This is a genomic window from Kitasatospora sp. NPDC086009 (genome assembly GCF_044540385.1).
In the GTDB taxonomy this organism is placed as follows: domain Bacteria; phylum Actinomycetota; class Actinomycetes; order Streptomycetales; family Streptomycetaceae; genus Kitasatospora.
Window position 1 is genome coordinate 172025 of the sequence record NZ_JBITSA010000010.1, and the last position, 18502, is coordinate 190526.

13 protein-coding genes are annotated in these 18502 nt (G+C 75.7%); 7 read left to right on the top strand and 6 right to left on the bottom strand.

Annotated features, from left to right (window positions below):
- Nucleotides 1–89: 89 nt before the first annotated feature.
- The 3 genes from ACIF6L_RS23855 (at nucleotide 90) to ACIF6L_RS23865 (ending at nucleotide 3808) form a co-directional block, all read left to right on the top strand.
- Nucleotides 90–1169, top strand: coding sequence for a class I SAM-dependent methyltransferase (locus tag ACIF6L_RS23855; protein WP_396486635.1), 1080 nt, complete (start codon nucleotides 90–92; stop codon nucleotides 1167–1169).
- A gap of 67 nt (nucleotides 1170–1236) precedes the next feature.
- Nucleotides 1237–2109, top strand: coding sequence for a sulfurtransferase (locus ACIF6L_RS23860; protein WP_396486634.1), 873 nt, complete (start codon nucleotides 1237–1239; stop codon nucleotides 2107–2109).
- A 163-nt stretch (nucleotides 2110–2272) separates the two neighbouring features.
- A complete protein-coding gene (locus tag ACIF6L_RS23865) occupies nucleotides 2273–3808 on the top strand; it encodes a M1 family metallopeptidase (RefSeq protein ID WP_396486633.1) in 1536 nt (511 codons plus the stop codon).
- A gap of 66 nt (nucleotides 3809–3874) precedes the next feature.
- Here the strand turns inward: ACIF6L_RS23865 and ACIF6L_RS23870 are convergent, their stop codons facing one another.
- Together ACIF6L_RS23870 and ACIF6L_RS23875 are read right to left on the bottom strand one after the other, a co-directional pair.
- Nucleotides 3875–5326 carry a condensation domain-containing protein gene (locus tag ACIF6L_RS23870; protein ID WP_396486632.1) on the bottom strand — a complete coding sequence of 484 codons (1452 nt, stop codon included), beginning with the start codon at nucleotides 5324–5326 and terminating at the stop codon, nucleotides 3875–3877.
- 175 nt (nucleotides 5327–5501) lie between these two features.
- On the bottom strand, nucleotides 5502–6311 hold the full coding sequence (locus ACIF6L_RS23875) for a class I SAM-dependent methyltransferase (protein ID WP_396486631.1): 810 nt from the start codon (nucleotides 6309–6311) through the stop codon (nucleotides 5502–5504).
- A gap of 255 nt (nucleotides 6312–6566) precedes the next feature.
- Here ACIF6L_RS23875 and ACIF6L_RS23880 point away from each other — a divergent pair, with 255 nt between their 5' ends.
- Both ACIF6L_RS23880 and ACIF6L_RS23885 read left to right on the top strand, forming a co-directional pair.
- Nucleotides 6567–7133: a DinB family protein gene (locus ACIF6L_RS23880; protein ID WP_396486630.1), complete on the top strand. Its 567-nt coding sequence runs from the start codon at nucleotides 6567–6569 to the stop codon at nucleotides 7131–7133.
- Between the two features lie 228 nt (nucleotides 7134–7361).
- Nucleotides 7362–7745, top strand: a complete 384-nt coding sequence (locus tag ACIF6L_RS23885; protein ID WP_396486629.1) for a hypothetical protein — start codon at nucleotides 7362–7364, stop codon at nucleotides 7743–7745.
- On the opposite strand, the gene ACIF6L_RS23890 is transcribed toward ACIF6L_RS23885, so the two are convergent.
- Complete coding sequence (locus tag ACIF6L_RS23890; protein ID WP_396486628.1) at nucleotides 7742–10756, bottom strand: BTAD domain-containing putative transcriptional regulator; 3015 nt, start codon at nucleotides 10754–10756, stop codon at nucleotides 7742–7744. The two genes, ACIF6L_RS23885 and ACIF6L_RS23890, sit on opposite strands and share 4 nt — an antisense overlap.
- 703 nt (nucleotides 10757–11459) lie before the next feature.
- Nucleotides 11460–12587, bottom strand: a complete 1128-nt coding sequence (locus ACIF6L_RS23895; protein WP_396486627.1) for a MinD/ParA family protein — start codon at nucleotides 12585–12587, stop codon at nucleotides 11460–11462.
- Between the two features lie 216 nt (nucleotides 12588–12803).
- On the opposite strand from ACIF6L_RS23895, the gene ACIF6L_RS23900 reads away from it, so the two are divergent.
- Together ACIF6L_RS23900 and ACIF6L_RS23905 are read left to right on the top strand one after the other, a co-directional pair.
- Nucleotides 12804–13592, top strand: a complete 789-nt coding sequence (locus ACIF6L_RS23900) for a hypothetical protein (protein ID WP_396486626.1) — start codon at nucleotides 12804–12806, stop codon at nucleotides 13590–13592.
- A 222-nt stretch (nucleotides 13593–13814) separates the two neighbouring features.
- A complete protein-coding gene (locus ACIF6L_RS23905; RefSeq protein ID WP_396486625.1) occupies nucleotides 13815–15269 on the top strand; it encodes a hypothetical protein in 1455 nt (484 codons plus the stop codon).
- Nucleotides 15270–15384: 115 nt separating this feature from the next.
- Here ACIF6L_RS23905 and ACIF6L_RS23910 read toward each other — a convergent pair whose 3' ends face one another.
- Nucleotides 15385–17367 (bottom strand): acyl-CoA dehydrogenase, encoded by a 1983-nt coding sequence (locus ACIF6L_RS23910; RefSeq protein WP_396486624.1) that lies wholly within the window; start codon nucleotides 17365–17367, stop codon nucleotides 15385–15387.
- Between the two features lie 111 nt (nucleotides 17368–17478).
- Nucleotides 17479–18456 carry a chitosanase gene (locus tag ACIF6L_RS23915; protein WP_396486623.1) on the bottom strand — a complete coding sequence of 326 codons (978 nt, stop codon included), beginning with the start codon at nucleotides 18454–18456 and terminating at the stop codon, nucleotides 17479–17481.
- Between the last annotated feature and the right edge of the window lie 46 nt (nucleotides 18457–18502).

An 18502-nucleotide genomic window follows, 5' to 3' on the forward strand; every position in this document is an offset into this window, starting at 1 on the left:
CGGCCGCCGCCGACCGGCCCCGGCCGGGCGGGCGGCGTAGCGTGGCTGGGGGAGGGGTTCGCGTCGGCTCCGACGGCGGAGGAGGAATGATGTCCGCTTCGGCACTCGATCCGGTCCGGCAAGAGGAGTTCGCGGGGCGCACCCTGCACCTGCTGAACGACGCCTGCCTGGGATTCATGGCCAGCATCGGCCATCAGACCGGGCTCTTCGACACCATGGCCGGGCTCGCCCCCTCGACCAGTGAGGAGATCGCCCGCGCCGGCGGGCTGAACGAGCGCTACGTCCGGGAGTGGCTGGGCGCCATGGTGGTCGGCGGGATCGTCGACTACGACCCGCAGCGGTCCACCTACGCGCTGCCGCCCGAGCACGCGGCCTCCCTGACCAGGGCGGCCGGCCCGGACAACATGGCCGGGCTGATGCAGTACCTGGCGCTGATGGGCGAGGTCGAGCAGCAGGTGGTGGAGGCCTTCCGGAAGGGCGGCGGGGTGCCCTACTCGGCGTACCCGCGGTTCCAGGCCCTGCAGGGCGAGGAGTCGCGGCGGGTGTACGACGTGGCCCTGGTGGAGGCCATCCTCCCGCTCGTGCCCGGGCTGACCGAGCGGCTGCGGGCCGGGGTCGACACCCTCGACATCGGCACCGGGCAGGGGCACGCCGTCAACCTGATCGCCCGGGCCTTCCCCGAGAGCCGCTGCACCGGGGTCGACATCTCGGAGGCCGGCATCGAAGCGGCGCGGGCCGAGGCCGCCGAGCTGGGCCTGGCCAACGCCCGCTTCGAGGTCGCCGACTCCGCCGCGCTCTCCGGCTCCTACGACCTGGTCACCGCTTTCGACGTGATCCACGACCTGGCCCGCCCGGCCCGGACGCTGGCCGCCGTCGCCGGTGCGCTCCGGCCGGACGGCGTCTTCCTGATGGGCGACATCGCCGCCAGCAGCCGGCTGGAGGAGAACATCGACCACCCGCTCGCCCCGGCGCTGTACGCGCTGTCGACCTTCTACTGCATGACGGTCTCGCTCGGTGAGGGCGGTGCGGGGCTGGGCACGGTCTGGGGCGAGCAGACGGCCCGCCGGATGCTCGCCGAGGCCGGGTTCGGCGCGGTGGAGACGAAGCGGGTCGAGGGCGACGTGCTCAACCTGTACTACGTGGTGCGGCCGGCCGGGGTCGAGGGGTAGCGGGCGGGGGTGGCCGGGCTCTGCGGTCGGACGTAGGTTCGAAGAGTCCGAGTGAAGGAGGGCAGCGATGACCGGCAACGGCTACGCACACCCCGAGGCGCTGGTCCCCACCGAGTGGCTCGCCCGGCACCTCGACGACGGCACCGTCCGCATCGTCGAGGTGGACGAGGACACCACGGCGTACGGGCAGGGGCACATCCCCGGAGCGGTGGGCTGGAACTGGACCACCGACCTGCACAGCCGGGTGGGCCGCGACTACGCCGACCGCGAGGGCGTGCAGCAGCTGCTGCGCGCGGCCGACGTGGAGGACGACACCACCGTGGTGCTGTACGGCGGCAACGACAACTGGTTCGCCGCCTACGCCTACTGGCTGCTGCGGCTGCGCGGCTTCGGACCGGTGCGGCTGCTCGACGGCGGACGCAAGAAGTGGGAGCTGGAGGAGCGGGAGCTCAGCCAGGAGGTAATGGACTACCAGCACAGCGCCCTCCGGCTGAGCGGGCCCGAACACCCCGAGGTGCGCGCGCTGCGCGACGAGGTGCTGGCCACGGCCGAGGTGTTCGCCAAGCCCGGCACCGACGCCGTCCTGGTCGACGTCCGCTCGCCGGCCGAGTACCGGGGCGAGGCACTGGCCCCGCCGCACCTGCCGCGGGAGCAGGCTCAGGTGCCCGGACACATCCCCGGCGCGGTGAACATCCCCTGGTCGCAGGCGGCCAACGACGACGGCACCTTCCGGTCCGCCGAGGAGCTGCGCGCGCTGTACGGCGGGCAGGGGGTCTCCCGGGACCGCGAGGTGATCGCGTACTGCCGGATCGGGGAGCGCTCGGCGCACACCTGGTTCGCGCTCACCGAGCTGCTCGGGTACCCGGACGTCAAGAACTACGACGGCTCGTGGACGGAGTACGGCTCGCTGGTGCGGGCGCCGGTGGCGCTGGGGGCGTGAGGCCGGGTCGGTCCGGGTCGCGAGCGGTCGGGGGTGACGGGCGCGCGGCGGCGCCATGTCGGCTCATTTCTTCTCATGAACATTTCATCCCGGAGGAGTGGGCCGGGGCCCGCCGGGACAGGGATCGATCCGACCCACTGTCCCAGTGACCCCGGAGACCGCCTTGCGCAAGAGAATGCTCGTCCCCGCCGCCGCCGGCGCGCTCGCCCTGCTGCTGACCGTCCCCGCCTCCGCCGCCCAGGGCGGCCCGGGTGCCGCGGGCATCGGCGACACCTACTACCCCACCGCCGGCAACGGCGGGTACAACGTCTCGCACTACGACATCCGACTCAAATACCAGCCCGTGACCGACGAACTGGAAGGCACCACCACCATCCTCGCCACCACGACCCAGGACCTCACCCGGTTCAACCTGGACTTCGTGCTCGGCGTCAAGGAGATCCTGGTCAACGGCCGCCCGGCCGCGTTCGCCGCCACCGGCGAGTCGGAGCTGGAGATCACCCCGGCCCGGCCGCTCGCCAAGGGCAGCCCGGTGACCGTGGTGGTCCGCTACGCGGACAAGCCCGGCGAGGTGAAGCGCGACGGCTTCTCCGCCTGGCTGCGCACCCCCGACGGCGGCGTCGCGGCCAACGAGCCGGAGAGCGCGCCCTGGTGGTTCCCGAGCAACGACCACCCGACCGACAAGGCCACCTTCGACGTCTCCGTCCTGGTGCCCGACGGCACCCAGGCGATCAGCAACGGCCTGCTGACCGGCCAGAGCTCCAAGGCCGGCTGGACGCGCTACAACTGGCGCGAGGCCAAGCCGCAGGCGACCTATCTGGCCACCCTGGCGATCGGCAAGTTCGACATCAGGACCGACACCACGCCCGGTGGGCTGCCGGTCACCACCGCCTACAGCAAGGACCTCGGCGACAACGACGGCGCGGCGCGGGCCAGCGTCGAGCGGACCGGCGAGGTGGTGGACTGGCTGAGCGGCTACTTCGGCGCGTACCCGTTCGACTCGGTCGGCGGCTACGTCCCCAACGTGAGGACCGGCTACGCCCTGGAGACCCAGACCCAGGTGTTCTACAGCCCCGCCCAGTTCTCGCGCGGCGCCAACACCGCCGTCGTCGTGCACGAGCTGGCCCACCAGTGGTACGGCGACAGCGTCTCCGTCCAGCGCTGGAGCGACATCTGGCTCAACGAGGGCTTCGCCCGCTACGCGCAGTGGCTCTGGTCCGAGCACGAGAACGAGGGCACCGCACAGGAGCTCGCCGACTACGTCTACTCCTTCTACCCGGCCGGCGACGCCTTCTGGACGGTCAGGCCGGGCGACCCGGGGCCGGACCACCAGTTCGCCGGAGCCGTCTACGACCGGGGCGCGGTGGCCATCCAGGCGCTGCGCAATGCCGTCGGTGACGAGAAGTTCTTCAAGATCCTGAAGGGGTGGCCGACCGAGCGCCGCTACGGCAACGCCACCATCCCGCAGTTCCAGGCCTTCGCCGAGCGGATCTCCGGCAAGCCGCTCGGGGAGCTCTTCAACACCTGGCTGTTCACCGACTCGAAGCCGGCCCTGTCCTCGGCGGGCGTCCCGGCGGCGTCGGCGCCCGGCGCGGCCGGCGCGCCGGCCCTGGTGCCGACGGCCAAGGCGCAGCTGCCGGAGCCGAAGTCGTGGAAGAAGATCCAGGAGACCAACTCGGTCCACGAGCAGCGGCACTGACGCACCGGCCCGGCCGACCGGTGGAGCGGTCGGCCGGGCCCCCGTGCGAGGCGGCGGCGCGGGTGGTCAGGAGGCGGGCACGGCCAGGGCCGGGGCCAGCGCCCGGGCCTCGCTGAGGATCAGGGCTTCGACGCCGTAGAGGAACCGCTCCATCGCGGGGCGGGGGAGCACCGAGCTGTCCGCCGTCATCGCGAGCTGGAGCGCGTCCGGGGTCTGGAGCGCGTCCAGGGCGTAGGAGAGGCCGGGGCGCGGCGGGAACTCGACCGGCCAGGTGAGGGTGGTGCCGGCGTCGGCCGCCCCTGCTCCGGCTCCTGCTCCGGCTCCGGGGTCGTGGTCGAACCCGGGTTCGGAGTCGGGCCCGGGGTCGGGATCGGACTCGGTGTCGGGCGCGGCGAGCATCGACGGGAGCAGGTCGCGGGTGTCGTTGAAGACGCAGGAGCGGTCGGCGAGCGGGCCGTGCTCGGCGGTCAGCCGGGCGGTCTCCTCGTCCAGCAGGCGCTTGTTGTAGTAGGCGTGCCGGTAGGTGGCGATCGAGGCGGCATGGGTGCGGCGGACGGCGTCGCCGAACTCGCCGTCCGCGTCCGGCAGATGGAACAGGCCATCGCCGGCCACCGGGCTCACCGCGGAGGCCAGCCCGGGCAGGAACCGGTTGTTGACGATCACCTGGAGCACCGCGTCCGGAGAGCCGGAGAGCCGCGCGGTCATCACCGCCACCGCGGCGAGCAGCACCGAGGAAGTGCTCGCCCGGTGGCCGGCCGCGACCGTGTCGACCGCCCGGAGCAGCGCCGGGGAGCTGAGCACGGCGTTCGGGAAGGGCTCCGGCGCGTGGGTCGCGGCGGGCGGGAAGAGCCGCGGCGGCCCCAGCCGTAGCTTGCGCACCACATGGGCGCGGGCGTTCACATCGCGCCGCAGACCGCGCGCGGAGGTCTGGAACTCCGCCTCTTCGAGCGGCTGCTGGGCGCCGCGGAGGGTGCTGATGGCTTCCACCGAGGCGCCCTGCGCCAGCTCGCTGAGGTCCAGCACCAGCAGGCCCATGCCCGCGCCGTCCAGGGCCGTGTGGGAGAGGACGAGCGCCATGTGCCGGACCAGCCCGGCCGTCTCGACCAGGCCGACGCGTATCGGCCACTGCGCGGTGCAGTCGAAGGGCAGCGCCGCCAACTCCTCGTGCAGGGCGGCGCCGACCGCGGCGAGGTCGGCCGCGTCGCCGTCGCACCGGTGGGTGTGCACGGTCAGCCGGCCGGCCGGGTCGACGATCTGCCGCAGTCTCCCCCGGTCGTCCTCGACGAGCCGGGTGCGCAGCGAGTCGTGCAGCTGGAGCAGGCCCTCCAGGGCGCCAAGCACGACCGCCACCGGCAGGCCCGGGTCCAGCGGGGCGGAGGCCGTGATGTTGTAGCGCGGCGCGTCGGCCGGAGCCAGCCGGCCCACGGCGTCCCAGATGGCCTGCTGGCCCCAGGTGGCCGGTCCCGTGCCGGATCTGCCGGACGAGAAGTCGATCTCCAGTTGCTGACTCGTGGTCACCGTGTGCTCTCCGATGTGCGGTGGTGGAAGCGGCGCGGTGCGGCTGCGTCGCCTCCTCGGCATGGGGCGGTCGGTGCGGTGGGAGCGCGTGTGTTGCCAAGGGAAGAGTGTGGCGCACCGCCATGGTCACGTCGAGCCTCGGATTTCGGCCGGGGCGCCGCCCGGTGCGGTGCGGTCAGACGCGGGTGGCGGTGACGAGGTGGTAGTCGAGCAGGCCGCTCTGCCAGGCGGCGAGGAAGTTGCGGGCCCAGTGGCCGGGCGGCACGGTGTCCTTCAGGTAGCGGTCCAGACCGGGCCAGACGGCGGTGCCGATCGACTCGGTGGTGACCTCGCTGAAGCCGGCGGCGGTGAGGTCGTCGGTGAAGGCGGCGAGCGGGTGGGCGACGTCCAGGCCCTCGGCGAAGCTGCCGAGCAGGATGCTGAGCCGCTCGGCGACCTCCGGGCCGGAGCTGAAGAAGGTCGTCACGGCCAGCCGGCCGCCGGGGCGCAGCACCCGGGCCGACTCGCGGGCGAAGCCGGTCAGTTCACGGAAGTGCTGGGCCGCCTCCACGGAGTAGAGGCCGTCCAGGGCGGCGTCCGGGAAGGGCAGGTCGTCCGCCGCGCCCAGGCTGTAGGCGAGGCGGTCCGGGAACGTCGCCAGCGCGCGGGCGTTGACCGCGCGGGCGCGCTCGACCTGGTCCGGGTGGATGTCGACGCCCGTCACCGCGGCGAAGCGGAACTCGCAGAGCGCGAGGGCCGCGCCGAGGCCCCGGCCGCAGCCCACCTCGGCCAGCCGCAGCCGCTCGGTGGGGGCCGGGAACGTGCGCAGCACCCGGCGGTACAGCTCCTCCTGGCTGCGGATGCGGTCCTCCGGGGTGGGCGCGTCGGTGTCGATGCCGCTCCAGTCGCCGAAGTTGATGAATCCGCCCGCGAAGCTGGGGGCCTGACTCAGGTCGTCGACGCCGTACGTCCGTCGGACGGTCGCGGGAATGCGGTTCTGGTCCATCGCTGCTCGGCTTCCTCGTGAGGCGGACGCCCGGACCTCGGGCGCGCCGAGGTACGTACCCAAACCGGTCGGCGTCCGAACGCGGACCGTGACGAATGAGGCCTGGGAGGTACGGCGAGTGACGGCGTGTTGACGGGGCCGGGCCCGCGGTGCGGGGCGGACGGGAATATCGGGTGGACAGCCGGGCCGGGATGGGTCTGGGATGGGAGCGGTGCCCGGCCGGGGTGCCCGCACCCACCCGACCGGGAGACCGAGATGACCGAGACGACCACGACGACCGAGACGACCACGACGACCACGACCACGACCACCGGGACGACCGACGCACGGGTCGCTCCGCCGCTGACCGGGGGCGAGCGCGAGATGCTGCGCGCGTTCCTGGACTACCACCGGGCGACCCTGGCGATGAAGTGCGAGGGGCTGACCGAGGAGCAGTTGAAGCAGCTGTCGAGCCCGCCGTCCACGCTGAGCCTGCTCGGGCTGGTGCGGCACATGGCCGAGGTGGAGCGGACGTGGTTCCGCCGGGTGATCGGCCGGGAGGACGTCCCGCTCGTCTGGTCCCCGGAGGGCGACTTCCAGGTGGCGTACGACGCGGCCGCCGCCGACCGCGGCGAGGCGTTCGCGGCCTGGACGGCGGAGGTCGAGCACGCCCGGCGGATCGAGCGGGAGGCGGAGTCGCTGGACGTCACGGGCTACATGCCGAAGTGGGGCGCGGACGTGTCGCTGCGGCTGGTGATGCTGCACCTGATCCACGAGTACGCCCGGCACAACGGGCACGCCGACTTCCTGCGCGAGGCGATCGACGGAACGGTCGGCGCGTAGCGGCGCTCCCGCCGGGGCGCGCGGAACGGCCCGGGCGGGTGACGGGGTGTGTACGGACCGCTGCCGCCCGGGCCGGGTGGCCGACGGTCGGTCCGCCACGGCGCCGGGGGCGGGCGAGGTGGTCCCGGCGCAGGTCGCGGACGTAGTTGAACGCTGCACGGGGTGGCAGCCGTTCTCGTTCACATGACGGTGATGATGACCGAGCGAGGCGCTGGCATGCTTGCTGGCATGGTGGAGATGGCGGACGAGCCGGAGATCCGGGAGCTGATCGCCTCCTGGTTGGCCGCGGAGCCCCGGGAGGAGGCGCCGACGGGCGAAGTGGGGTGCGGCCACGGACTACCGGCGCCGCCGGCCGGCGGCGCGGAGGTCGCGGCGGCGGCCCGGCGGCTCGCCCTGCGCGGACTGGACGGCTCACGGCTGCTGCCGGTGCCGGACGGGCTGCGCCTGGTCGCCGAGGCGCTGGTGGTCGACGAGCACCCGTCCGCGCCCGGGTGGGCGCCGCTGGAGCGGGCCGAGGTGGTGGAGTGGGTGGCGATGCTGCTGCACCGGTTCGGCGAGGACGGCGTGCAGGAGCTGATCGCCGAGCTGGCCGGGGACGCCGGGCCGTCCTAGACCCGGCCCGGCCGGGCGGCGGCCCGGTGGTGGTCGCCGGACCGGCAGGCCCGCCGGACCGTCACGGTGCTCCGGCGCACCCCGGCCTCCGGGTGGCGCGGGACCTCCCCGCACGGGCTGCCGCGGTCGGGCGGCCGGCTCCGGCAGGCGCCGGACGCGGCCGGTAACGCCCGCCGGGCGGACGGCGCCACGGTGACCGCGCCGGCCAGCGTGGCCAGCCGGCGCTCCAGCTGCCGGGCGACGCCGGCGTCCCCGAGCCGCTCGTACAGGCAGTGCGCGGACCGCAGGTGCGAGGCGGCCTCCACCGGACGGTCGGCGTCCAGCAGGAAGTCGGCGTAGTGGCGCTCCGCCACCGCCTCCAGATGGACGGCGCCGGCGGCGCGACAGCGTTCCATGGTCTCGCGCCAGGCCCGTCCGGCCTCGGCCGGGCGGCGGAGCTGCTGGAGCGCGTGCGCCTCGTTGACCATGGCGGACAGGTGGTACGTCGCCTGCGGGTGCTCCGCGAGCAGCGCCCGGGCCTCCCGGGCCCGGCGCAGGGCCTGCCCGGCGTCCCCGGCGAAGCCGTGCAGGGCGGCGGTGTTGCTGAACGCGAAGGGCGCGTGCTCCGCGAGGCCGTGCGCGCCGGCCAGGGCGATCGCCCGCTCGCCCAGCCGGACGGCCTCGGCGTGCTCGCCGCGGGCCGCGCTGGCCACCGCCAGCACGGTGAGGGCGTGCACATGGACGTCGCCACCGGCGTCCGCGGTGCGGGTGACCGCTCGCAGGGCCAGCCGGTGGGCCTCCTCGGCCCGCCCGAGGCCGCTCAGCGCGCGGGCCGTCGAGGCCTCCATCGAGGCGACGGCGGCCGGATCGCCGGTCAGCACGGCCGACTCCAGCCCCGCGCGCAGGCAGGCCAGCCGGTCCGTCCGGCGGCCGGCGCCGTAGTAGAGGCAGTTGGCCAGGTAGGCCAGCCGCCAGGCGCGCCGGTGGTCGCCGAGGTCGGCCGCCGAGGTGACCAGGCCGCGGATGGTGGGTTCCTCGGCGCGGAACCAGTCCAGCGCGGCGCGCACGTCGGGCAGCCGCGGCCGGGCCGGACCGGGCAGCGGCGGCGGACCGAACGGGTCGAGGCCGGGCTGGAGCAGCCCCGCGCCGTGCGCGGCGGCCGCCAGGAAGTGGTCCACCAGTGCCAGGGTGGCGCCGGCGCGCTCCGACGCCGGCCGCTCGTCGAGGAGTTCGGCGCCGTAGAGGCGGATCAGGTCGTGCCGGCGGTAGCGGCCCGGGGTGTCCTCGGTGAGCAGGTGGTGGGCGGCCAGCGAGCCGAGTGCCCGCCGGGCCTCGGCGGTGTCGGTGGCCAGCAGGGCGGCGGCCGCGTGGGCGTCGGTCTCCGGGCCCGGGTGCGCGGCGAGCAGGGCGAGCAGGTGGACGGCGGTGGCCGAGAGCCGGCGGACCGTCAGGCCCAGCGCGCTGCGCACGCTGATCGCGCCCTGGGTGTCCAGGGTCTGCAGGCGGGTGCGCTCGTCGGCGAGTTCGGGCACGAGGTCGGCGATCGCCCAGCCCGGCTGGGCGGCCAGCCGGGCCGCGGCGATCCGCAGCGCGAGCGGCAGGCGGTCGCAGAGCTCGGCGACCTTGGCCGAGGCCTCCGGCTCGGCCCGGACCCGGGCCGGGGTCAGCAGGTGCTCCAGCAGGCCCAGCGCGTCCTCGGCCGGCAGCGCGCCGAGCCGCAGCAGGGCGGCCCCCTCGGTGACCACCACGTCCTCCAGGGAGCTGCGGCTGGTGATCACGGTGGCGCAGTCGGGCCCGGCCGGCAGCAGGTCCGCGAGGTCCTCGGCGTCACCGGCGTTGTCCAGGACGACCAGCAGCCGGCGCCGGCCGGTCAGCGCCCGATAGAGCGCGGCCCGGGCGTAGCGGTCCTCCGGCAGCTCGCGCTCCTCGACGCCGAGAGCGCGGAGGAACCTGCCCAGCACCTCGACCGGGCCGGTGCGGTGGCCCGGGCCGAAGCCGTTCAGGTCGGCGAAGAGCAGGCCGTCGGGGAAGGCGCCGGCCGCGGCGTGCGCCCACTGGACCACGGTCGCGGTCTTGCCCGCGCCGGCCGGGCCGGTCACGACGGCGAGGCTGCCGCCGCCGTGCGGTCCGGCGCACTCGGCGTCCAGCCAGCGCTGTTCGGCCGCGCGACCGACGAACCGTGCTGCCGCGCGGGGGAGCTGGTTCACGGTCGGACGGGGGGCCGGCGGGTCGACCGGGTCGACCGGTACGGGCGGCGAGGTGGGGGCAGCGGGTGCGGCAGGGGTCGGCTCCGGGTCGGCGGTGAGCATGTCGTCCACGGCCGACTGCAGGGCGCGGCCCGGCGCGAGGCCCAGCTCCTCGGCGAGCCGGCGCCGGGTGCGGTGGTAGGCGGTGAGCGCGTCGGCGAAGCGGCCCGCCTGGTGGAGGCAGCGGACCAGCAGGGCGGCCAGCGGCTCGTGGAGGCCATCGGCCTCGGCGGCGCGGTCGAGGTCGGTGACGGCGTCGGCACCCCGGCCGAGCCGCAGCAGGCGCTCGGCCCAGCACTCCAGCGCACGGGTGCGGCGCCGGTCGAGCCGGTCGGCGACGGCGTGCCGCAGACCGGTCTCGGGCAGGTTGGCCAGGGCCGTGCCGCCGTGCCAGAGGTCCAGGGCCTCGCGCAGCAGCTTGACGGCGGCCTCGTCGCCCCCGGGGGCGCACTCCCCGGCGGCCAGCGCGGTGAGCCGCTCGAAGAGCAGCGCGTCCACCAGCTCGGCCGGGCCGTCGAGGCGGTAGCCGGGTGCGCGGGTCAGCAGGGTGAAGGGGGAGTCGGCGATCTGCTTGCGCAGCGCGGCGATGTGCCCCTGTACGGCGGCCCGGGCCCGGGCGGGCGGGGCCTCGCCCCAGAGCAGCTCGAAGAGCCGCTCGACCGGGACGGTGCGGCCGAGTTCGAGCGCCAGCAGGGCCAGGACGGCGCACCGCTTGGGGCCGGCCGGTTCGACGGCGCGACCGTCGGCGGCCCGCAGTTCCACCGGCCCCAGCAGTCGAATGAACACGGATCCCCCCAGGTAGAAGCGGATCGTCTCAGCTTTCCGTCCACATCTCGGCCGCAGTCTAGCCACGCCCGACGAGCGGTCCGGGCCGTCCGGCGGACGGCGGTACGTCGGCGAAGCATCCCGGCTCCGGCCGCCACCGGCCGTCACCGGCGGCTCGAACGGCGCTCCGGCGCCCGGCGTACGACCGCCGTTCGTGAGGAGTTCACCGACGGGCGATCGGGTGGTTGCGGGCGCCGGCGGCCTCCGGGGAGGCCGGGTGGACAGGTTTACCTGACGCGCTCGTGCCATGTCCACGGCCGGTGGGGCGGGCCGTCGGGCGTCGGCGGGGTCCGCAGGCTCCGGGCGTCGCGGCTGGTCGGGGCCGGGTACGGCGGCCCGAGCGGGCGGTCAGGCCGCTGGTGGCGGGGTGCCGCCCGGTCCGGCCGCCGGTCGGCAGGCGTCCGGCAGGGGAGTGGCCGGGCATACCAGGTATGCACGTCGGGGCACGGTCTTCTGCCCGAACGGGCGGGTCTTTCGGGCAGCTTCGGCGGGGAGCGGGCGTTCTGGGGCAGGTGGGAGGGGCAGCCGGGGGCGGCGGCCGCTGTCGGGTCGGCCGGTGAGCGGCCGGTGAGCGGCCGGTGAGCGGCCGGTGAGCGGCCGGAGGCGGCGTGGTGTGCCGGTCGGCGGGTCGGGGCGGCGAGGTGTGGATCGGCCGCCGGTGGGCTCACCAGCCGGTGGGTCGGCCCGCCCGCCACAGCTCGTCGCCGATCAGCGCGGCCAGCTCGCGGACCGCCCGGCGGGTACGGTGGCCGAGCCGACCCGGCTCGGACTCCGCGGCAGCGGCGAGGTGCTCGTCGAACGGCACCTCCACCACGCCCCGGCAACGGGTGCCGAAGTACGCCCGCAGATCCGCCGGGTGGACCGGGCGCCCGGCGCCGGGGACCGCCGAGATCGCGGTGACGGAGCGTTCGGCCAGCTCCCCGTACCCGTGGGCGTGCAGCAGGTCGAGGGTCGCGGTGGCACGGCCCGCGCCGTCCACGCTCGGCGTGGTGACGAGGACCAGCTGGTCGGCCAGGTCGAGCACGCCGCGCATCGGGCCGTCGAGCAGCCCCGCGCCCGCGTCGGTCAGCGTGAGCGGGTACCGCTCGGCGAGCGCCGCCAGGACGGCGCGGTAGTCGCCCTCGTCGAGCGGCCGGCCCACCGCGGGGTACGCCGGGCCGGCCAGGACGGCCAGCCCGCTCGGGGTCGGGGAGAGGTACGGCCGGGGGTCGACGGCCGCCGGGCCGCCGCCGCGCAGCGCCGCCGCGAGCTCGGTGATGCCCGCCCGGGCCGGCGGACCGGCCGGCCGGACCGGCGAGTTCGGGTACGGCGCCCCCGCGTCCACCGCGGCCACCGGCTCGCCGCGTTCGGTGGCGAGCATCGCTCCCAGGGCACGCACCAGCGAGGTCTTGCCGACGTTGCCGGTGGCGCTGATCACGGCGATCCGGCAACTGCCGTGCAGCGGCGAGCGGATGAGCCGCAGCTGCTCGCGGCCACGGCGCTCGCCGGTGCGCAGCACGGCCAGCACGCTGCGGCGCTGCTCCGGAAGGGGGCGCGGGGCGGGCGGGGGCAGGCTGGGCTGCGGGGGAGCGAACCGCGGCACGGGCGGGGGCACCGTGGGTCGCGGGGGAGCGAACCGCGCTGCGGGCGGCGGGAGCGTGGGCCGCGGCGCGGGGTGTGCGACGGGCAGCGGGGCCGGCGACGCGGTGGCGGGGCAGGGGGCGGGGGCGAGCCGCGGCAGCAGGACGGTGCCGAAGGCGTCGAGCGCCGCCGCCGGTGCGGGGCGGTACGCGGTGTCGGGGCCGGCGGTCATTGTTCTCCTCCTGGCGCGGGCTGCGGTCACACGGTCCACTCCGCTCTACGGATCGCCGACGCGCCGCAGTTCAGCGGCCTGTCCGGGCTTCCCGGCGGCTCCCGGATCCACCTCAGGGCGGTGAACCGGAGCCCGCCGTGCCGCCGTAGACGACAGGGGGCCGTGCGGCCGCCGGCCCAGGGCGACACGTCCTGCGGGACCCGAAGGAGAGCAGTGATGAAGCACGTTCGAGCGGCCCTGGTGACCGGAAGCGCCGTCGCGGCCCTCGCCGCCGCGGGTTCGGGGACGGCGATGGCCTGGCAGCCGGCCGACGCCTCGCTGAGCGTCGGTTGCCGCACCGACGCGGCCCACGTCGAGCTGGTCCTGGGCAACAACTACCGCGCCGCCGGCGAGTACACGCTGACCCGGGTCGGCAGCGACGAGAAGTACCACGGCACGGTGGCCGCCCACGGGTCGGTGAAGGTCACCGTCGGCTACACCGGTCAGGGGGACACCTGGCGCTACCGCCTGGCCGACACCCAGGTGGAGAAGCGGATCGCGGACGTGCCGCTCTGCGTCACGCCGACGCCGACCACCACGCCCACGCCCACGCCGACGGCCACGCCCACCACCCCCGCGCCGACCACCCCGGCTCCCAGCACGACCCCGAGCCGCACAGCCACGCCCACGCCGACGGGCTCGGTGACGCCGACCCCGAGCCGGACGCCCAGCGGGTCGGCGAGCCCGACGCCCAGCGGGACGCCGAGCCGGCCGGTCACGCCGCCGCCCAGCACCAAGCCGTCCGACCGTCCGACGCCCACGGCGTCCCAGTCGTCCTCGCCCGCCGCCTCCCCGAGCCCCTCGGCCTCGCCGTCCGTCACGGCGGTGCCCGTCGGTACGGACCTCGCGCACACCGGTGGCGGCGGCGGTTCGGCGCTGATCGCGGGCGTCGGCGGCGGCGCCCTGCTGCTCGGCGGCGGCGTCCTGGTCGCGGCCCGGCTCCAGCACCGCCGACGCACCGCCTGAGGGCCGGTCGGCCGCGGCGGCCCTGAACCCCCGGGCGTCGCGGTCGCGCCCCGGTGAAGCCGCGGACGCCCGGCGCTGTCCGGTGGGCCCCGGCCTCGTCCGGTGGGCGTGCGGGGGCCCGGCCTCGTGCGGTGAACCACCGGCGTCCGGCGAGCCGTCGAGCGAGGTGCGGGGTCGGCCGGTCCCGCACCCACCGACCTGGGGAGGACACCCGTGCTGCGGATGGACGGAGCATGGCGGATCACGGTGATCGGCAAGGACGCCGCCTTCGACCAGCGGGCGGTGGTGCGCACCCCGTACGGCGCGGTGGTGCTGCCGGGCCGGGTGGGGGCGTCGCTGGAGGTCCCGGCGCAGGAGTGGGAGCTGCACCTGGAGCACTACGCCCCCGGCCTCGGGTGGCGGCCCAACGTCCGGGTGCTGCCCGGGCCGTTGCAGGCGTCGGACGGCGGCCGGCGGTCCCGGGTGGTGCGGAGCAAGGACGTGGACTGGGTCGACGGCGACCCGACCGAGCGCAACTTCACGCTGCGGCTGGTCTGCCTGGACGCGGCGGCGCCGCAGAAGGAGCCGGCTTCGGCGCCGATCCCGGCGGCGACCCCGGTGGTCCGCACCTCCGCGGACCCCTATCCGGGCACGCCCACGCTCGCGGGGACCGACCGGGCGGGGTACCGGACCGCGAGTGAGGACGGGCGCGGCAGCGGGCAGGGCAGCGAGCGGGGTGGCGGGCACGGGGTCGAGCAGGGCCGTGGGCACGGCGCCGGGCACGGCGCCGGGCAGGAGGGCGTCGGCACGGCGTCGGCCGGGTGGGGGCGCGGTCCGGCGGCTCCTTCCGGGCGGGGTGCGGCTCAGGCGGCCGCCGGCGGGGAGCCCGCCGTGGCGTACGACCCGTGGCAGTCGCTCCCGCCCGTGCCGGAAGGCTGGGAGCGCGTCCCGGTCCCGCTGTCCGAGCTCGGTCCCGGGGAGGTCCCCGCGATCCGCCGGAAGAGCGGTCAGGGGCAGGTGCTGGGGCAGGTGCTGGGACAGGCGGCGACCCGGGCCGTGCCGGCCCGTTGGCGGGCGGACGAGAAGGCGTCGGTCGAACCGGTTGCCCTCCAGGAGGTGTTGGCGGGGCGCGAGCCCGTCAGCGGGGCGACCGGTCCGCAGAAGGCGATGCGCAACCTGAGGCCGGGGCAGCCCGCCGAGCGGGCGGTTCCGGTGGAGCGGGCGGTGCCTGCTGAGCGCGCGGTGCCCGCCGAGCGGGCGGTTCCGGTGGAGCGGGCGGTGCCTGCTGAGCGCGCGGTGCCTGCCGAGCGGGCGGTTCCGGTGGAGCGGGCGGTGCCGGCGGTGTGGGAGTCGTCGGCGGAGTGGGAGGCGCCTGCGGCGTGGGACGCCGAGGTGGCGGAACCGGTTCGGCCGGGGATGCCCGCCGGGTACGAGGCCGCCCGGGGAGCGGTGTGGCGCGGTGAGACGGGCCCGCCGGCGGCCCAGCAGGCCTCCCCGGCGGTGCCGCTCGGGCACGAGGCGGTGCGGGGCGTACCGACCGGGAGCCGGGGCGGGGCGGCCACCACCCCCCGGTGGACGACGCAGGCCGGCCCGGCCGACCACGGCGTGCACGCCGAGCGGGCTGCCGAGGTCTCCGGGCAGGAGGCGGTCGCCGGTGAGGCCGGCACCGGGCGGCCGCGGCCGCCCCGGCCGTGGTGAACTCCGCACGCGGCTGAGCACGACCCGGAGTGACCGTGGACGGTCCCGCCGGTCCGCCGTGGGGGCGGACCGGCGGGACTCCGGTGCGGGGGAACCCCGGAGGCCCGTCGGCCGGTCAGATCGGTCGAACAGCAGGCTCGGTGGCGTTCCAATGTGCCTCAGGGTGGTCGAAGGCGCGCTGGTAGTCGGGGCCGGCGATCGGGAGGCCGGCGAGGAACTCCTCCGGCAAGTCGAAGGCGTCCACCAACTGTCGGCCCCGGTCCGCCAGTCGGCCGATGACCTGTTCGATCAGGTCGGGGAGCAGCCTCACGTGATGATCCGTCAGAAACCCCTCGCTCAGCAGAGGTCCGCTCTCCGTGCTGACCCGGCGCAGCGCGAAGAGCCGGTACAGGTCGAGCAGCAGGCTGCGGGCCCGCGGCTCGGCGGCCTGCTCGGCGAGGGCCAGCAGGGCGGCGCCGGCGGAGCGTTCGGCGTGGGCGGTGACGGCGGCCAGCGCGGCGGGTGAGGCGGTGTTCCAGCGGCGCAGGCCGTCCCCGGACGGCGCCTGCCGCAGCAGGACGCGGGCCCGGCTCAGGTGCAGGTGCTCCGCCGCGTGCAGCAGGGACTGGAGCACGGCCGGGTCGTCGGGGCCGCCTTCGGGGACGGCCGCGGGCGGCGCGGACTCGGCCAGCAGGAGCTCGGCGCCGGCCTTGGCCCAGAGCGCGAGATTGTCGCCCTCGGCGGTGATGGTGCCCTCGATGTCCATGGCGAGCGGGGAGATCCCGTTGACCGGGAGCAGTCCCTGGGCGCCACAGCGTTCGCGGCACTCGATGATCAGGTTGCGGGCCTGCCAGGTGGTCCAGCCCTTGGTGACGGCGGCCAGCCGCTCGGCAGCGGCGACCTCGCCCGGGTCGGTGTCGTCCCGGCCGGTCCAGCGCTCGACCGCGGCCCGGTGCAGGGCGGTCATCGCGTAGGTGGTGGCGGCCGCCTCCAGCAGCGGGCCGTGGTGGCTGCGGTGGGCCCAGACCGGGATGCGGCGGTCCGCGCGGGCCCCGGTCACCTCGCGGTGGTGGGCGTAGCGGACGGCCACGGTCAGCACCGCGCGGGCGCAGCCGACCGCCGCCGCGCTCATGCAGAGCTTGCCGGCGGTGACCCGGCCGATGCTGGTGAGGAACCGTTTCCGCCTGCTGCCGAGGGAGCTGGTGAACCCGGCGTCGGGCCCGAGTCGGCCGTGTTCGCCGGTCAGCAGCGCCTCGTGGGGCAGGACGACCTCGTCGAAGGAGGTCAGGCAGTGGTCGACCGGGTTGCCGGGGCGCTGGGGCAGCGGGCGGACGGTGACGCCGGGCAGCGGGCCGACCTCGTCGGTGAGCGGGGTGAGGAAGAGGAAGATCCCGTGGTCCCGGCCGTCGACCAGGAGTCGGGCGGCGACCACGGCGGACTTCGGCCCGCCGGCCGGGCCGGTGTTCGGCATGAACTTCTGCGCACCCGCGTCGGGCGTGTGCAGGGTGAAGGTGCGGTCGGTGCGGTCGTAGGCGGCGGTGGTCCGCAGCGCCGTGGCGTCGTTGCCGTGGCCGAGCTCGGTGCAGAGGAAGGTGCCGATCCGTTCCATCGCGAGGTACGGGTCCAACGGCCGCTTCTCGTGCGGGTCGTGGTCGAGCAGGCTGCCGAGGAAGAGGTTGTAGTGGATGCCGGCGACGACGACCAGCGCGCCGTCCAGCGGGCCCAGCCATTCGTGCAGGGCGGCCAGCGCGCGCGGGTCGGTGGCCAATGCGGTGGCGTCGGTCATCCGGTTGACCTGCCGTAACCGCCGGTAGCTGGCGGCGATCCGGTCCCCGGTGGCGGCGCCGGGGTCGGTCCGCATCCGGGGGTCGGCGAGCAACCGCCGCCACGGGCCGTGGACCCGCTCGTGGTCGGGGCCGTAGAGCAGCCGGCTGAGCTCGGCGGTGGTGGCAGTGGCAGCGGCAGTGGTGGTGGCGGCGGTGGCGGTGGTAACGGTGACGCTGGTGGTAACGGCGACGGCGGTGGAAGCGGCGACGGCGGCCGGTGCAGGGGAGTCCGGTGCCCGGGTGGCGCTTCGGTCGTCCGTGGTGACGGTGCGACTGCCGGGAATGGTTGTCATGCGATGATGAATGGGCGAACAGGGTCCGGGGAAACGGCTTTGTGATCAAGATCACCGAAAGCGGCGGGCCGCCTCCGCGGGCGGCCCGCCGCTCTTCCGTCGCCCGGTGGGCTACTTGTCGATGTGGAAGGACTCGCCGTAGACCTTCCAGCTCAGCGGGGTGTGCAGGTCGAGGTTCCCGGCCTGGAGGAAGAGGCGCTGGGCGGTGTCGACGCGGGAGGTGTCGGAGTGGGCCGCCTCGGTGCGCATGGCGGCGGCGCGGGCGTCCAGGAACGCGGCGAGGTAGGCCTTCTCGTCGCCGCCCTGCGCCGGGGGCTTGGCCTTCTTGAGAGCCGCTGCGCGGATCCCGCCGAAGCTGTCCGCGCTGTTGCCCGGGCCGTGCATCACGATGGCGTCGTAGTAGGCGAGTTGGCCGAGCGCGTGCAGTCCGTCGGACTTGGCCTGGGTGACGGCCGGGGTGAAGTAGACGCGGTCGCGTTCGTCCTCCTGGGCCTTGCGGAAGACCGGGTCCTGGGCCGCCTTCTTCCAGTCCGAGGCGAAGTCGGGGTCGAGACCGCTGTGCGAGGCGGAGCCGTCCAGCTTCTCCAACGCGGTGAGGTATTTGGCGAGGACGTTGTCGGCCTTCAAGTCGCGGTAGTGGCGCACCAGTTCGACCATGTCGCCGGTGCCGGAGCAGAAGCCGACGATGCCCGCGGTGTAGCCGCGGCCGTCCTTGATGTCCTCGATGTAGGCGAACTGCGCCTTCCAGTCGAGGGAGGAGTTCTCGGCGCTGGAGACGAACTGCTGGGCGATGTCCTTGAGATGCGGGTCGGTGAGGTCGCCGGCCCCGGTCGTGGTGGGCTTGCCGGACGGCGAGCCGGAGGCGGAGCCGGATGGCGAACCACTCGGCGTGGTCGGTGACTTGGCTGTGGGCAGGGTGGTGCGGTGGGGGCGGCCGTGGTTCGCCGGGGCGGGGTCGGCGACCGTCGTGGTGGGCGAGCCGCTCGGGGTGGGGCTCGGGGACGCCGCGGCGGCCGGGAGCACGGGGAGGGCGCCGGCCAACAGGAGGGCGGTCAGGGCGAGGGGCAGCGGGGTGGGCCGGATCGGCATGGAGGCTCCGGGGTCGGGCGGCCGGATCGGCCGCGGGAACGGCGGG

Bases quoted from the DNA above. Each gene is read 5' to 3' on its own strand.
- ACIF6L_RS23855 (WP_396486635.1), top strand. From the start codon at position 90: ATGTCCGCTTCGGCACTCGATCCGGTCCGGCAAGAGGAGTTCGCGGGG.
- ACIF6L_RS23875 (WP_396486631.1), bottom strand. From the start codon at position 6,311: ATGGACCAGAACCGCATTCCCGCGACCGTCCGACGGACGTACGGCGTC.
- ACIF6L_RS23885 (WP_396486629.1), top strand. From the start codon at position 7,362: ATGGTGGAGATGGCGGACGAGCCGGAGATCCGGGAGCTGATCGCCTCC.
- ACIF6L_RS23905 (WP_396486625.1), top strand. From the start codon at position 13,815: ATGGACGGAGCATGGCGGATCACGGTGATCGGCAAGGACGCCGCCTTC.
- ACIF6L_RS23860 (WP_396486634.1), top strand. From the start codon at position 1,237: ATGACCGGCAACGGCTACGCACACCCCGAGGCGCTGGTCCCCACCGAG.
- ACIF6L_RS23900 (WP_396486626.1), top strand. From the start codon at position 12,804: ATGAAGCACGTTCGAGCGGCCCTGGTGACCGGAAGCGCCGTCGCGGCC.
- ACIF6L_RS23880 (WP_396486630.1), top strand. From the start codon at position 6,567: ATGACCGAGACGACCACGACGACCGAGACGACCACGACGACCACGACC.
- ACIF6L_RS23910 (WP_396486624.1), bottom strand. From the start codon at position 17,367: ATGACAACCATTCCCGGCAGTCGCACCGTCACCACGGACGACCGAAGC.
- ACIF6L_RS23895 (WP_396486627.1), bottom strand. From the start codon at position 12,587: ATGACCGCCGGCCCCGACACCGCGTACCGCCCCGCACCGGCGGCGGCG.
- ACIF6L_RS23915 (WP_396486623.1), bottom strand. From the start codon at position 18,456: ATGCCGATCCGGCCCACCCCGCTGCCCCTCGCCCTGACCGCCCTCCTG.